The sequence below is a fragment of the Flavobacterium sp. genome (assembly GCF_041392005.1).
GTDB lineage: Bacteria > Bacteroidota > Bacteroidia > Flavobacteriales > Flavobacteriaceae > Flavobacterium.
On the sequence record NZ_JAWKMX010000008.1, the window covers coordinates 55237 to 68329 of the forward strand.

The following is a 13093-nucleotide window of genomic DNA, read 5'->3' on the forward strand; positions in this document are numbered from 1 at the left end:
TCCAAATCGTCAATTCGAGTAAAATTCTTTTAAAATTTTGTGTCGAGAATCGATTTGAAAGAAATTTTTCCGAGTTTTCGATACGATTTTCTATCAAAAATCACTTAAACTGACGGAAATAATTACCTAATTTTAATTACGCCCAACGGGTTAATGTTATTTAATTTTAATACTCCTATTTAGTGTTTCGTCTATGTTATCTATAAGAAAAATAGTACCAAAAAATCCGTAAGCAATTAGATTTTCTTCGCCGTTGTGTGCTATTCTTGCTAATGAAAAAATGAAATAATTATCTACTGTAATTGCATTTTCTACAATTGCATTTATTAGCGATTTTCCTAAGAAATTGCCCAATATTGAAGTGTTTTCTTCGGTTTTTGTATCGTTAGGTATCGATTTTTTAGAATAAGTGGTAAAAGTTTCTTTTATTTTTTGCTTATAGTCTTCGATAGTAGGATTTGTAAAAAGCGCTATCATTACAAGCGCAACGCATGCAATAATTATGTGGTGTTTGGTTTTCATGTTTTAATAGGTAACCTTATAGAAGTAAAGTATAATTGTTTTTTTAATTAGTTAGTAGTCTTTCGGCTATTTCTTTGTTACGAATTATTTCTCCATTTAGTAATAGCATTTCTTGTTCTCCCGAAATAGGATTGGTATAAATTTCAAAACCTGCTCTACAAGTATTGTATCGATATAAAAAAGCCTTAATACCAGAATTAAATCCATTTTTTGATGTTTCTTCGTAAACAAATTTTGAACACGATTCTTTAAAAATACATTTTCTTCTTTTGTTTTTTGGTATTAAAAACCAGTATAGTTTTACAATTAAAATAAGACTATATTTCATGTTATTTTTCAAAAACTACCATTTGTCTAGTTGTTGTGTATCCGGGTTTTGCTCCAAAGCCAAAGCAACCGTTTTCTGGTTGAATAAACGTTGTTACGCTTTCGAGTCTAATGTATTTCCAACCTTGATTAGTGTAGTTTTTAATTAATATTTCTAATTGTTCTGCAACATGTTCAGATGTGCCTTTTTTTGCATCTATTGAAGCTACAAATGGTACTACTTTATATTCCATAATATTTCAAATTAAAATTTATTCAAACATAAAGCCAATAAAAGAGTATTCCTTACGTAAATCCGTAAAGTGAATTATTTTTTTTAAAGTAACTACTTTTAGATAATGCCTAAATCTTTTGTAATAGCAATTAAATTAAGAGTATTTTTAGCCTTAAAATAGTCTTTAAGTTTACTCACTCGCTTTTCGATAGAGCTTTTACTATTTGGTGTAATGTTTAGCTTTTTAAATAAAGTTTCTATTTGTTCTATTGCTACACCATCGGCTAAATAGTTTAGTAAAGAAATATCGTAACTATCTATTTCTTTTGTTTTTTTGTTTTGTAATAAATAATCTAATTCGGGCGTAATATATGTTTTGTTAGTAAGCAGAGCATTAATAGCTTTTTTAAGTTGGCTAATGCTGTTTCGCCCTTTATGTACAAAAGCATTTATATTTTGTTCTTCGAAAAGCGATTTAATAATATAGCTTTTGTCTTCTACAGAATATACAATTATAGGAAGTTCGGGTTCTATTTTTTTTATAGCTTCAATAAGTTTTTCGCCCGATGCTATGTTAACTTTTCTGTAATCTTCTACAAACGATAAATCGCTTATTAGCAAATCGAAAGGGTTATTGTCTTGTTTGGCTCGTTTAAATTTTAATAGTGCATCATCGCAATATTTTGCATATTCAATCTCTTGAATACCAAGCGATTCTAATGATTGTTTAAGCGCAATGTTAATACTGTCGAAATCTTCTGCTATTAAAACTTTTTTAAACATACGTATGCTGTTTTGGAATTTCAATTGTTACTTTAAAGCCATTTTCGGGCGACGTATCAAAGATAATAGTTCCATTTATTGAAAAAATACGGTTTTCCACATTTTGAAGTCCATTTTTTAAGTTTTTTAAATTATTAGTTCCTTTTCCATTATCGGAATAGTTAATTTGTAGTACTTTTTTTTGAGGTATAATAGCAATGCTTACCAGTGTACATTGGCTATGTTTTTTCATATTTACCATTAATTCTTGAAGCACTCGGTAAATAATTATTTTTATTTCTTTTGGTGTTTTTGAAGCATTAAAATGAGCTAAATTTATAATTACATTTCTATTTTCTGAATTGTAAGTAGTAAGCATTATTTTAAGTTTTTCTATATAATTAGTACCGGTATCGATACTTTTATTTTCATTTGAAATATTACGAGCTCTGTTGTAAATGGTTTCTAAATTTTCTAATAATGTTTCTTTGTTAGTAAAATTTTCTAGGTTTTGCGTTTCGGCAAAGGCAATGGCATTGTGTACGTCGTTTGCTAATTCGTCGTGCAATTTTTTTGCTATTCTAGTTTCGGTTTGGTAAGCGGTTTCGCGTATTTTCTGTTTATTTGTTTTTTTAATTCTGTAAAAAATAAAAAGGGCAAGTCCAAAAACAGTAATAATAGAAATTACAAATAATTCTTTTAGCTGTTTTTGTTTTTTTAATTCTTTAAGTGCTTCTTTAGAATCGTATTTTATTTTGGCAAACTCATTTTTTTCGCGCTGTCTAACTAGTTTTATACTATCGGTTAAATTAAAAGTTTGTAATGCAAATTGTTTGGCTTCGTCATCAGCAGCTAGTTTTGTAATAAATTGTAAAGCTTCTATTTTATCATCGGTATTGTTTGTTATTTTAGCCATTTCATAGGCTTTTAAAGCGTTGTTTTTAGCAATATTAGGATTATTATTTTCATAAAATTCTGCAAAATGAATGTAAGATGCTGTTAAGCCAAATACATCGTTTTCTTTTTCTCGTAGTTGTTTTGATAGTTGTAAGTAGTTTAGTGCATTTTTATCATTTAATTGAAACAGTACATAGCCTAAATTATCAATAACTCTAGCATATTCTTTTAAATTAGCTTTTAACGCATTGTTGTTTAAAATAGATTCTAAAACAGTTTTTGCTTTTCCAAATTTCTTTTGTTTAATATAACTATACGCTATATTATTTTGTATAATACATTTTGAAACAGCATCAGAAGTAATTGCTAAACTTTTTTCATAATACTTTTGTGCTTCGTTGTAATTAGCTTGTTCTAATAATGCTATGCCTAAATTATTGTATATAAAAGTAATATAGCTTTTTTTAGTGTTTTTAGTAACATATTTTAAAGCTTCGGTAACGGTTTCTTCGCAGCCCGAATAGTCATTTTTTATGCGTTGAATTTCCGACATCATTAAAATGGGATACATAATGTTTTCAAAATCATTTTCGCTTTCGCACAGTAGTTTTGTTTTTTGATAGTAGTAAAATGCAGCATCATATTTTGCAGCATCAAATAATTCTTCGGCTTTATTATAAGAATTTAAGTATAAAGAATTATTTTGTATATTCGATTCGCAAGCAAACAAGCTGAAAATCAAAAGTATAAGATAAAAAAACGGGAAATGGATTTTCGTAATTACCATTCCCCGAAAATAGATAATAATTTTTATTTTTCTAAAAAAATTAAGGTCTAATTGGTGTCGAACCACTTTGCCCGCCTGTATCGCCTTGCGCGGTAGAATCGGCTGTTTTTTGAAGTAACAAATAATTGTAATTGTTGGTATCAAAATTTGATTTTGATGCGGGTACAACATCAGTATCTGCTGTACATGAAACGGCAAAACTTCCTATAGCTATTATAACTACTATTTTTATTTTTTTCATTTTATAAACTTTAAAATTGAACATACGTTTGGCTGTCCGAAATTTTTCGAATTCAGCTTTTTAGGATAATTATCCTAATGGTTTTTGAGTACTCGTATAGTTTTTTGGGAAGTAAAGTGTGCCAAACAGAACTTTCAGTTTATACTTCCCATACTAAAAATTCGGTTCTGTAGTGCCACACTTTTTTAAAATCAGTTTTGTACATTTGTTGTAATAGCTAGTTAAACAAAAACTGATTCTGACGCAAAGAAATAGCGTTTTTGCTTGAGTGTTTATAAGGAATTCCTGAAATTCCGAAAAATCCTAACGATTCCTAAAAATTCCAATATGATAACAAAAACTGAAAGTTTAGAAGCTTATAAAAATGCCATAAAAGCGCATTATGAAATTGAAAAAAGTGGAAAATACTCTAGTTTTTTAATTCATTTATCAAGAGCAAGGCTACGACAATTATGTGAAGAACGATTAAAAGAATCGAATAATATAGAAGATAAATTAAGTTTTAGTTTAGTTTTTGGTTTTGAATATGACGTAAATAATAGAAACAAACTAAAACTGCAAACCGATAAGTTTAGACCAATTGAAACTTTTTTTAAAGGCGAAACCGATTTGGCTGATATTGAAGCTATAAATATTGCTGCATTATTAGTAAATTTTAACCCAAGACCTTTTCGCTATTTTATTTCAAAACCACTGCCAAATGAAGCGTTAATTAATGAGGAAAAACATAAAATAGGAGTAAAGCATTCTTATAAAAATCGTAATAAATTAAAACATACAATTGTAAAAAAAATTGGAATTGGATTGCTAGGAGTAATCGGAATTACGTCAATTGGTTATACTACAAAAAATATTATATTACCCGAGCCGCAATGTATGCAATGGCAAAACAATCATTATGAAGTGGTAGATTGCAATAGCAACGAAGACAATTTAATTAAACAGCACAATATTATTCCTTTTAACGAAGAACAAAGTAAATTAATTAAAGTTGAAGTTTCAGATACAACTCAATTTTTTAAAAATGGAAAACCACTATATTGGTACGCAAAAGTAAATGGAAAACCCGAGTTTTTTAATACTCATGGCGTGCATCCAGAAACAGGCAAGGCTTTAAAACAAGTAAGCGAATATATAGTTAACAAGTATGTAAAAAACAATAACTATTTAAAAAAGTTTTAGATAAAAAAAATCCTTAAAATCTTACCAATTAAGAAATTAAGGATTTTTTTAGTGACCTCGACAGGATTCAAACCTGTAACCTTCTGAGCCGTAATCAGATGCGCTATTCAGTTGCGCCACGAGGCCGTTATTTTGTGGGTGCAAATATAAAAAGAATTGATTAACTTGCAAACCAAATAATGAAAAAAATATAAAAAAATGCAACTTAAAAACTATATTCGTGATATTCAAGACTTTCCAAAAAAGGGAATTTTGTTTAAAGACATAACTCCTATGCTGCTAAATTATGAAGCCACACAGTATTGTGTAAATGAATTAGTAAATGCAATACCTATTAAAATAGATAAAGTAGTAGCAGTAGAAAGTAGAGGTTTCTTTTTGGGGAGTTTGCTAGCTCAGAAATTAAACGCAGGCTTTGTACCAGTTAGAAAACCGAATAAATTACCTTTTACTACGGTTGCCGCTTCTTACGATTTAGAATACGGAACTGATACTTTAGAAATTCATACAGATGCTATTAGTAAAGGCGATAAAGTGCTTATACACGATGACGTATTGGCTACGGGTGGAACAGCTAAAGCAGTATGCGAATTGGTTGAAAAATTAGGTGGCGAAATTGTACAGTTAAATTTTATTATGGAACTTTCTTTTTTAAATGGAAAAGAAAAGTTAGGTAACAAACCAATTTTTGCAGCAATAACTTATTAATTGCTTAAAGCTCTCGTAGTAATAAAATAACGCCAAGCAATAATTGCTTTTTGGAATTTTGTAGCTTTTGCTAAATCTAATTTACGCTTGGTATAACTAGGAAGTAAAAGCGTATTTAATTTTGCTAAAAATTTATACATAATTACAATTAAAAAATCCGTTTCATTACAGTAACGAAACGGATTTTTACCTTTTTTATAATTTAGTTTTTAATAAACTGTTCTGTAATTTTTTTGCCATCGGTAGTTTCAATGCTTAAAATATAAATGCCATTTTCAAGATTGGTTACATTTATAGCGTTTGAAAGTGTTTTATGGTTTATTACTTCTTGTCCTAAAGTGTTGTAAACTTTAATGCTTTTAGGAGTAAAAAGCTCTAAATTAGAAATAAATAACATATTATTAGCCGGATTAGGGTACACTGCAATAGCAGATGTTTCGGCAAACGTAGCAGCATTTAATGGGTAGTTTCCTTCTGTTACTACTAGTAATTGGTTAATAGAAGGATTTTCAATAACATCTATTGTTCCAGAAGGCCAAATAATTTTTATTTCTTCAATAGCAGTAGCTGTTCCTATTCCAAAATGAGCATTAAGCGTACTCATATATTTAAAACCTTCGCCACTTCTAATGTCTCTAATTTGTTTTCCCCAGCTACCGTAAATTTCAACTCTGGCACCAATACCGTTTTTGTTGCTAACCACACCATCTAGACCAATTTTTATCCAATTGTTTCCATTAGGAATAGCATATCGAATAGTACTACCGTTTTGAATGTCTAAAAAGCCGTCGTTATTTAAATCGCCAACCGCACCAACAGTAATTCCACTGCTATATACAGATTCTGAAAATGTTCCATTTCCATCATTATTAAACATAATTTTATTTCCGCCACCAAGCACATCTACATAACCGTCGTTATCAAAATCGTAAGCAATATTATCAATGTTTTTATCGGCATTAATATCCCAGCCCGAACCAGAAGTTATATTAGTATAGGCTTCTTCAGTTGTATTGGTAGTGTCTAAATTGTTTCTAAAATAATTATGGTTTCCAGCACTAGCGGTAATAATAATATCCATATCGCCATCGTTATCGAAATCTGCAATTGCAGAAGACCACGTTTGAATAGGCGTAATGTTTATTTGTGCAACGGCAGAAATATCGGTATATGTTCCATCGCCATTGTTTCTATGAAGCTCGCAAGCTGGTCCAGAGCATTTTGAAATGAATACATCGGTGTCGCCATCGTTATCAAAATCGGTAAATAAGGTTGCATAATTACCTGTAATGCTTCCTAAATTCATTGCCCCTGGTGTATTGCCACATTGGTAATAGGTAAAATTACTACTTCCGTCGTTTAAATAATATACATTAGCATCAATATCGTGACAAGAAAAAACATCTAGGTTTCCATCGTTATTTAAATCGGCAAAATTGGTTCTTTGGCAAAATATATAATCGCTTGGCGAAAAATTTGAATAAGTTAAAGTAGAACCATTATAGTTCGAACTCCAAACGCTTAAGCCACTTCCGCTTCCTAAAATTAAATCGTTATAACCATCTTTGTTGTGATCGCCAGCTGCCATACTCCAACTAGGCATTTTACTTGTTCCAGCAATGGTATAAGTAGCCGCTGTAAAATTTCCAGGAGTTGTTTGGTAGTTAATTTTTAAACTATTAGCGTTTATACCAACAATGTCATCTTTATAGTCGCCGTCCATATCGACCACACAAATATTATATGAGCTGTTTATAGCAGCTAAGTTTTGAGTAGTATATTCTACAGGAGCAGGTATTGGCGGAATATATGTGTTTTCGATTAATTGAAACGTAAAACCATTACTAGACCATCTGTTATCCCAAGCAATATAATAGGTTGTTCCAGCAACTACATCAAAATTACATACAGAAGAATAACCATTAGCTGCACCACCGCCGTCATCGTCTCCAGCGTGGCAAGCTAAACTTCCGCATGTTCCTGTATAAACATGAACACGAGTATCTACTTTAGGATTGTTTTGAGGAATGTTAGAAGTTATGGTAACAGTATAATCATCATCTGGAGTGTAAACATACCATTCACCATGGGGTGTGCCCCCAAGTGCTCCATTTTGTGCACAAATTAATGTAGGTGCGGTTCCGTTTACGCCGCTAACTACAAATAAACCTTCGGTAGTAATGGGAAACGCTGTATTACAAGTGTTTCCATCTTGGGCGAAGTTTAAGAAAGGTAGCGTAAACACTACGAAAACAAGTAATTTTTTTTTCATATTTACTTAAATTTAATTTTTATTCACAAGGTCCTTGTAAGGAGTTAATCCATTCTTCTATTAAGGCTACGCCTTCTTCGTGTATTATAGAACGTCCGTGTAAAGGCATTAAATAACTAGGATTATCAGTATTCATACGATAATACATCATTGATCTATTTACATTTCCAGGAGTAACAATTTTTGATAATGCAGGAGGGAAATCTTGCATATCTTGTGTATTTACACAAACCCCCATATTTGTGGGGTTGTTAAATGTGCTGCTAAAATTGTAACGCATGGGTCTATAATTGCAATGACCTTCGTCTTGATGGCAATGCGCACAATTAATATCTACATAAGCACGAACTCTATCTTCTAATGGTTTAGAAGTGTCGTTATAATTTACAACTGTGTTTTGTTCTGATGGTAATGAAAAAGTAGCATCTAAGTAGCCTGCTTCAATCCATTTTAAAAGTTGATTTTGCGAACTACCATCTTTATAGGTATAATTCCAATTTAAACTTTGCGGTTTTATAGCAATTGGCACATGAGTAGTAACTAAGTTGTTATTAACATACGTTACCGTTTTGTGGCAGGTAATACACTGTGCTTCATTAGGAATATCGTAATTAGCTGTTCTTATAACATCGTTGTCATCTTTAAAAGTGATATTAATTACGCTTCCGTCTAAATCTAAAAAGGCTTCTGTTTGTTCTTGATTCCAAATATAATCAGCAAATATCCAACCTTCTGCTTTACGAATCATTATTCTGGTTTCGATAATTTGCGTGGTATTATTAGGTTGCATTTTATCGTAGTAGAAATTTTTAATAATAGCAGCGCCAACAGGTAATTCTATAACTTTATCATCGGCAACATAAGTTGCTTTCGTTCCTTTTGGTAACCAAATAAATCGTTTTTTATGTGCATAATCGGTAAACAATGTGCTAGAAGGTTCATAAGGCAACACATCAAGCGATGGTTCTAAATTTTTTAAATCGCCATCAAAAAAATGATAATCGGATAGTTTAGGATATGGAACTTGTGTTAAATCGACCGTTACAGGCGATACGGGAGTTGGTATATAGATGTCTTTATCATCGGCATCATCGGCACAAGAAGCCAATAAAAAACTAAAAAAACTTAATTTTAAAAAGTTGAAAATAGTGTGTTTATTTTTCATTTTTTTTAGGAATATGTTAACAAATGTAAAAAAAAAATAAAACAAAGCAAGTATTTTAATCAGAAATACTGTTAATAATAACATTGTATTTTTTTAAATGCACTACAACTTCTTCTTTTGTGTGGTCAAATTTTTCTTCAAGAATTAAATTTTTCTTTCGTAAATTAATTTTTCTTACAGCATCAAAAAAGCGGCGAACTTCTTCAGAATTGGTTATTTCGAGTTTTGGTACAGTTGTGTTGTTTCCTTTTTCATCTTTAGCAACCATAGTAAAATAACTAGAGTTACAATGCTTTTTTACGCCCGATGTAATGTTTTCGGAATCAACTCGAATTCCTACAACCATAGAGCTGTTTCCTACATAGTTGACCGATGCTTTTAAAGTAACCAATTCGCCAATTTCTATTGGGTTTAAAAAATCGACACGATCTACCGATGCTGTTACACAATAACACCCCGAGTATTTAGAAGCGCTAGCAAAAGCAATTTGATCCATTAGATTTAAAATATAACCACCGTGAATTTTTCCACCAAAATTAGAATGCGAAGGTAGCATTAACTCGGATAAGGTTACTTTTGATGCGTTTACAGAATTGCTTTTTTTCATTCGTTTCCTTTTTGATTAAAGTGTGGCGATTGTTCTTTTTCTACCGATGTAATAAAATAAGTAGTATCGCCTAGCCAAAAGAAAGACCGATAGCGTTCCATATATTGTACTTTTACGTAATAGCCTTGGTATTCTTGTAATTTATCAATAATAGAAGTTTTGTTACTTTCTACGGAAAATCGAAAAATTTGGGCGCCAGAAATCCCTTGGCTTATTTCGCCTTCCCACGTTTTTACTAAATATCCTTTTTTACTTATTTTAATGAGCTCTCCAGAACGTGTACCTTCGCTATATGGAACATAATATACAAATGCTGTGTAGGCTATAAAACCCAATGTAAAGAATAGAATTACATAAAATAAAATTTTCTTAAATTTTGCCATAGTTTTAATTTTCTAAAGTTTTGTTTTCGTTTGCGCGTTTAATAATATTTTCTGGAAGCGATTTTTTTGCTTTTGCTCCCATTTTTTTAAGTTTTTCTACGCTGGTTATTAAATTGCCTCTACCTTCAACAAGTTTGTTCATAGCGCTGCCGTATTCAACTTTGGCTTCGTCCATTTTTTTGCCAATTTTAACTAAATCTTGAACAAATCCTTCAAACTTATCGTACAATGCACCGGCTTGTCGTGCAATTTCAATGGCATTTTCTTGTTGTTTTTGGTTGGTCCACATACTATCAATCGTACGAAGAGTAGCCAAAAGGGTAGAAGGAGTAACAATTACAATATTTTTTTCAAAAGCTTTATTGTAAAGCGAGTTTTCTTCGTTTAAAGCAATGGCAAAAGCGGGTTCAATTGGTATAAAAAGCAGCACAAAATCGGGGCTTTCCATTTGGTAAATATCCTGATAGTTTTTATCGCCTAGCTGTTCTACGTGGCGTTTTATTGAAGTTACATGTTCTTTTAAGAAAATGGCTTTTTGAGTTTCATCATCTTCATTTATGTAACGTTCATAAGCGGTTAACGACACTTTAGAATCGACAACCATTTTTTTACCATCGGGCAAGTTAATAATTACATCGGGCATTATGCGGTTGCCGTCTTCTGTTGTAAAACTTTGCTGTACTTCGTATTCGCGCCCTTTTTCTAATCCCGATTTTTCGAGCACACGTTCTAAAACTAATTCGCCCCAGTTGCCTTGCATTTTGCTATCGCCTTTTAGCGCTTTAGTAAGGTTAAGGGTTTCTTTGCTCATTTGCTCGTTCATTTCTTTTAAGCCTAAAATTTGCTGGCGAAGTGCGGCATGATAGTCGATGCTCTCTTTGTGAGTATCTTCAACTTTTTTCTCAAACAACTGAATTTTTTCTTGTAACGGATTTAGTATATTTTTTATGTTTTCTTTGTTTTGCTCGGTAAACTTAGTTGTTTTTTCTTCCAGAATTTTATTGGCTAATAATTCAAATTCTTTGGTAAATTTTTCTTGAACGTCTGTTAATTCTTGTTTTTGTTCTTTGTTTCGTTCTAATAAATTATCAAAATCATTTTCTTTTTTAGCTAAATGAATGGCTAACGATTCTTTTTCGGTTTGAAGATGCTGCTTTTCTTCGGTTATTTTTTCAACTGTTTTTTCAAGCTGATTTTTTTCCACCAAAAATTGCTCTTTTAATTGATGTATCTGGTTTTGAAAACTAGCATTTCGTTCTTCTAAAATGCTTAATTCGGCTTTATTTTCAGTTTTTGTAATGTTTTTTCCAATAAAAAAACCTATTGCTAAAGCTAAAAAAAAGGCAACTATGGAAATAATGTAAATTATCATTAACCTATTGTTTTATAAATTTTAAATTTGTTTTTTTTGATAAATTGTTGATCTCAACCCAATACAAGCCACTTTGTAACTTCGAAATATCTAGTTGGGTTTCTTTACTGTCCAATTTCGATTGTAATACATTTTGCCCTAAAGTATTATAAATTATAATAGTGCTTCCAATATAACTTTCGTCATAACTTTGAATAAAAATACTATTTGTAGCAGGATTAGGAAATATAGTAAGTGTTACATCATTAAAATTTTTAGTTGTTAAATTGTTTAGTAATAATGTAATAGCGGCTTGCATATTAGGCAACGGACCTATGTTTTTAGTAGTATCGCCACCTTGTGGAATTCCTGTTTGCACAAGTAAATCGCGAATTTGCTGACTGGTTAAATAGCTGCCGTTTGTTGCATAATGAATAGCTTGTAAAACTACTGCACACGATGCTACTATGGGTGTTGCAGAACTTGTTCCGGAAAAATAGGTGTATTGTTGGTTAAAATCGCTACCAAAAATATAAGCATCGCCATAACCTGGTGCTAAAACGTTTTGCCCCCAACCTTGTACATTAATACGACTACCGTATGTACTATAATTTAGACGCGAATGTGTAGTGTTTGATGTTCCTGCGCCTACTAATATGGCACCGCTATCGCCATAGTTCATATAGGTAGTATAACTAGCACTATCTAAGTTTTGATTGCCGTTTCCAGCTGCTGCAACTACAATTATTCCTGCATCGGTAGCCGCTTTGGTTAGTTGCCAAATGGGAAAATCGTATTCTGCAGGTACAAAATCGTTTGCACTGCCGCCACTTACTCCGTAGGCTTGCATTTCGTACATTATTACATCGCCAGCAGACGAGTTGCTAATAGCTTGTGAAACAGCATAAACCCTATTATAGCCATTTTCATTTGTCCATTCTGGGTAGAGTACAGCTTCATTTGCACCATAGGCTAATCCGCTAACGCCATAAATGCCATTATCGGCAAACATAATTCCTATTGCAGCTGTTCCGTGTTCGGTGTAAGCAGCCGTTGCACCAGAATTTACCGTCATTCCTGTTGCTATTGAAGTGTTTATAGCATTAAATTCTTCATGATTATCATTCATTCCATATTCGATATCTCGAATGTTAATGCCGCTTCCAGTGTAGCCGTTATCCCAAGCATATTGCATATTTACACCAGGATTTGCTTGAATGTATGTTTGCGAAGCTATTAAATTTGGAGTTGTAGGAGGAATATCTGTTGGTGGAGGAACCACTTTATGTTGTTTTAGCTGAATTTGATCAATAAAAGGAAGTTGCGTCAATTCTGTTACAAGTTTTTCTTTTTTCTCGTAAGTTAAAATTTCTTTAATCTGCAATACAACTATGCGTTGCAAAGCATCTACGGCTTTTGTATTTCCTACGTTTTTTAAAGCTTCATTTTTAAGATATTCTATTTTTTCGGGCGTTATAGCTATAGCTTTTTCAAAAGTAAAATCGTACTGTTGTATAACATTGTTTAGTTGTACAATTTCTTCATTTTGTAAATTTTCCAATGAAGTATTTTTGAAACTTATGTAAAAACTGGTTGTGTTGGGTACGGTATAATGCTGCGAAAAAGCATTAAAAATAACCATTACCATAAATACTACAAATTTTGATTTCATTTG

General features: G+C 31.6%; 15 protein-coding genes and 1 tRNA gene. 2 read left to right on the forward strand and 14 right to left on the reverse strand.

The window, feature by feature from the left end:
• Positions 1 to 156 precede the first annotated feature (156 nt).
• The 6 genes from R2808_RS05905 to R2808_RS05930 form a co-directional block, all read right to left on the reverse strand.
• Positions 157 to 522 carry a DUF4359 domain-containing protein gene (locus R2808_RS05905; RefSeq protein ID WP_371270033.1) on the reverse strand — a complete coding sequence of 122 codons (366 nt, stop codon included), beginning with the start codon at positions 520 to 522 and terminating at the stop codon, positions 157 to 159.
• Positions 523 to 565: 43 nt separating this feature from the next.
• Positions 566 to 850, reverse strand: a complete 285-nt coding sequence (yidD, locus tag R2808_RS05910; protein ID WP_371270034.1) for a membrane protein insertion efficiency factor YidD — start codon at positions 848 to 850, stop codon at positions 566 to 568.
• Position 851: 1 nt separating this feature from the next.
• The gene (locus R2808_RS05915; RefSeq protein WP_371270035.1) at positions 852 to 1082 is read right to left on the reverse strand and encodes a hypothetical protein; all 231 of its coding nucleotides are present in this window, start codon (positions 1080 to 1082) and stop codon (positions 852 to 854) included.
• Between the two features lie 98 nt (positions 1083 to 1180).
• Positions 1181 to 1846, reverse strand: a complete 666-nt coding sequence (locus R2808_RS05920; protein ID WP_371270036.1) for a response regulator transcription factor — start codon at positions 1844 to 1846, stop codon at positions 1181 to 1183.
• Entirely contained in the window at positions 1839 to 3464 is a 1626-nt protein-coding gene (locus tag R2808_RS05925) for a tetratricopeptide repeat protein (RefSeq protein WP_371270037.1), read from the reverse strand. Before R2808_RS05925 ends, R2808_RS05920 begins: the two co-directional genes overlap by 8 nt.
• 85 nt (positions 3465 to 3549) lie before the next feature.
• The gene (locus tag R2808_RS05930) at positions 3550 to 3750 is read right to left on the reverse strand and encodes a hypothetical protein (RefSeq protein WP_371270038.1); all 201 of its coding nucleotides are present in this window, start codon (positions 3748 to 3750) and stop codon (positions 3550 to 3552) included.
• A 327-nt stretch (positions 3751 to 4077) separates the two neighbouring features.
• Here R2808_RS05930 and R2808_RS05935 point away from each other — a divergent pair, with 327 nt between their 5' ends.
• A complete protein-coding gene (locus R2808_RS05935; RefSeq protein WP_371270039.1) occupies positions 4078 to 4932 on the forward strand; it encodes a hypothetical protein in 855 nt (284 codons plus the stop codon).
• A 52-nt stretch (positions 4933 to 4984) separates the two neighbouring features.
• On the opposite strand, the gene R2808_RS05940 is transcribed toward R2808_RS05935, so the two are convergent.
• A tRNA-Arg gene (locus tag R2808_RS05940) sits at positions 4985 to 5058 on the reverse strand.
• Between the two features lie 72 nt (positions 5059 to 5130).
• Between R2808_RS05940 and R2808_RS05945 the strand changes: the two genes are divergently transcribed.
• Positions 5131 to 5640, forward strand: coding sequence for an adenine phosphoribosyltransferase (locus tag R2808_RS05945; RefSeq protein ID WP_371270040.1), 510 nt, complete (start codon positions 5131 to 5133; stop codon positions 5638 to 5640).
• Here the strand turns inward: R2808_RS05945 and R2808_RS05950 are convergent.
• The 7 genes from R2808_RS05950 to R2808_RS05980 all read right to left on the reverse strand — a co-directional run bounded on the left by R2808_RS05950 (position 5637) and on the right by R2808_RS05980 (position 13090).
• Complete coding sequence (locus R2808_RS05950) at positions 5637 to 5780, reverse strand: SsrA-binding protein (protein WP_371270041.1); 144 nt, start codon at positions 5778 to 5780, stop codon at positions 5637 to 5639. The genes R2808_RS05945 and R2808_RS05950 overlap by 4 nt on opposite strands.
• Before the next feature lie 62 nt (positions 5781 to 5842).
• Complete coding sequence (locus R2808_RS05955; protein WP_371270043.1) at positions 5843 to 7912, reverse strand: FG-GAP-like repeat-containing protein; 2070 nt, start codon at positions 7910 to 7912, stop codon at positions 5843 to 5845.
• A 19-nt stretch (positions 7913 to 7931) separates the two neighbouring features.
• Positions 7932 to 9077 carry a hypothetical protein gene (locus tag R2808_RS05960; RefSeq protein ID WP_371270044.1) on the reverse strand — a complete coding sequence of 382 codons (1146 nt, stop codon included), beginning with the start codon at positions 9075 to 9077 and terminating at the stop codon, positions 7932 to 7934.
• Between the two features lie 55 nt (positions 9078 to 9132).
• Positions 9133 to 9684 carry an acyl-CoA thioesterase gene (locus R2808_RS05965; protein WP_371270045.1) on the reverse strand — a complete coding sequence of 184 codons (552 nt, stop codon included), beginning with the start codon at positions 9682 to 9684 and terminating at the stop codon, positions 9133 to 9135.
• Entirely contained in the window at positions 9681 to 10067 is a 387-nt protein-coding gene (locus R2808_RS05970) for a 6-phosphogluconate dehydrogenase (protein ID WP_371270046.1), read from the reverse strand. Before R2808_RS05970 ends, R2808_RS05965 begins: the two co-directional genes overlap by 4 nt.
• Before the next feature lie 4 nt (positions 10068 to 10071).
• On the reverse strand, positions 10072 to 11439 hold the full coding sequence (gene rmuC, locus R2808_RS05975; protein ID WP_371270047.1) for a DNA recombination protein RmuC: 1368 nt from the start codon (positions 11437 to 11439) through the stop codon (positions 10072 to 10074).
• A 4-nt stretch (positions 11440 to 11443) separates the two neighbouring features.
• The gene (locus R2808_RS05980) at positions 11444 to 13090 is read right to left on the reverse strand and encodes a S8/S53 family peptidase (protein WP_371270048.1); all 1647 of its coding nucleotides are present in this window, start codon (positions 13088 to 13090) and stop codon (positions 11444 to 11446) included.
• Positions 13091 to 13093 lie beyond the last annotated feature (3 nt).

What these genes read in the sequence shown, in the direction of transcription:
- R2808_RS05905 (WP_371270033.1), bottom strand. Translation starts at nt 522, where the DNA reads ATGAAAACCAAACACCACATAATTATTGCATGCGTTGCGCTTGTAATG.
- R2808_RS05970 (WP_371270046.1), bottom strand. Translation starts at nt 10,067, where the DNA reads ATGGCAAAATTTAAGAAAATTTTATTTTATGTAATTCTATTCTTTACA.
- R2808_RS05935 (WP_371270039.1), top strand. Translation starts at nt 4,078, where the DNA reads ATGATAACAAAAACTGAAAGTTTAGAAGCTTATAAAAATGCCATAAAA.
- R2808_RS05980 (WP_371270048.1), bottom strand. Translation starts at nt 13,090, where the DNA reads ATGAAATCAAAATTTGTAGTATTTATGGTAATGGTTATTTTTAATGCT.
- R2808_RS05965 (WP_371270045.1), bottom strand. Translation starts at nt 9,684, where the DNA reads ATGAAAAAAAGCAATTCTGTAAACGCATCAAAAGTAACCTTATCCGAG.
- R2808_RS05915 (WP_371270035.1), bottom strand. Translation starts at nt 1,082, where the DNA reads ATGGAATATAAAGTAGTACCATTTGTAGCTTCAATAGATGCAAAAAAA.
- R2808_RS05930 (WP_371270038.1), bottom strand. Translation starts at nt 3,750, where the DNA reads ATGAAAAAAATAAAAATAGTAGTTATAATAGCTATAGGAAGTTTTGCC.
- R2808_RS05955 (WP_371270043.1), bottom strand. Translation starts at nt 7,912, where the DNA reads ATGAAAAAAAAATTACTTGTTTTCGTAGTGTTTACGCTACCTTTCTTA.
- yidD (WP_371270034.1), bottom strand. Translation starts at nt 850, where the DNA reads ATGAAATATAGTCTTATTTTAATTGTAAAACTATACTGGTTTTTAATA.
- R2808_RS05920 (WP_371270036.1), bottom strand. Translation starts at nt 1,846, where the DNA reads ATGTTTAAAAAAGTTTTAATAGCAGAAGATTTCGACAGTATTAACATT.
- rmuC (WP_371270047.1), bottom strand. Translation starts at nt 11,439, where the DNA reads ATGATAATTTACATTATTTCCATAGTTGCCTTTTTTTTAGCTTTAGCA.
- R2808_RS05945 (WP_371270040.1), top strand. Translation starts at nt 5,131, where the DNA reads ATGCAACTTAAAAACTATATTCGTGATATTCAAGACTTTCCAAAAAAG.
- R2808_RS05950 (WP_371270041.1), bottom strand. Translation starts at nt 5,780, where the DNA reads ATGTATAAATTTTTAGCAAAATTAAATACGCTTTTACTTCCTAGTTAT.
- R2808_RS05960 (WP_371270044.1), bottom strand. Translation starts at nt 9,077, where the DNA reads ATGAAAAATAAACACACTATTTTCAACTTTTTAAAATTAAGTTTTTTT.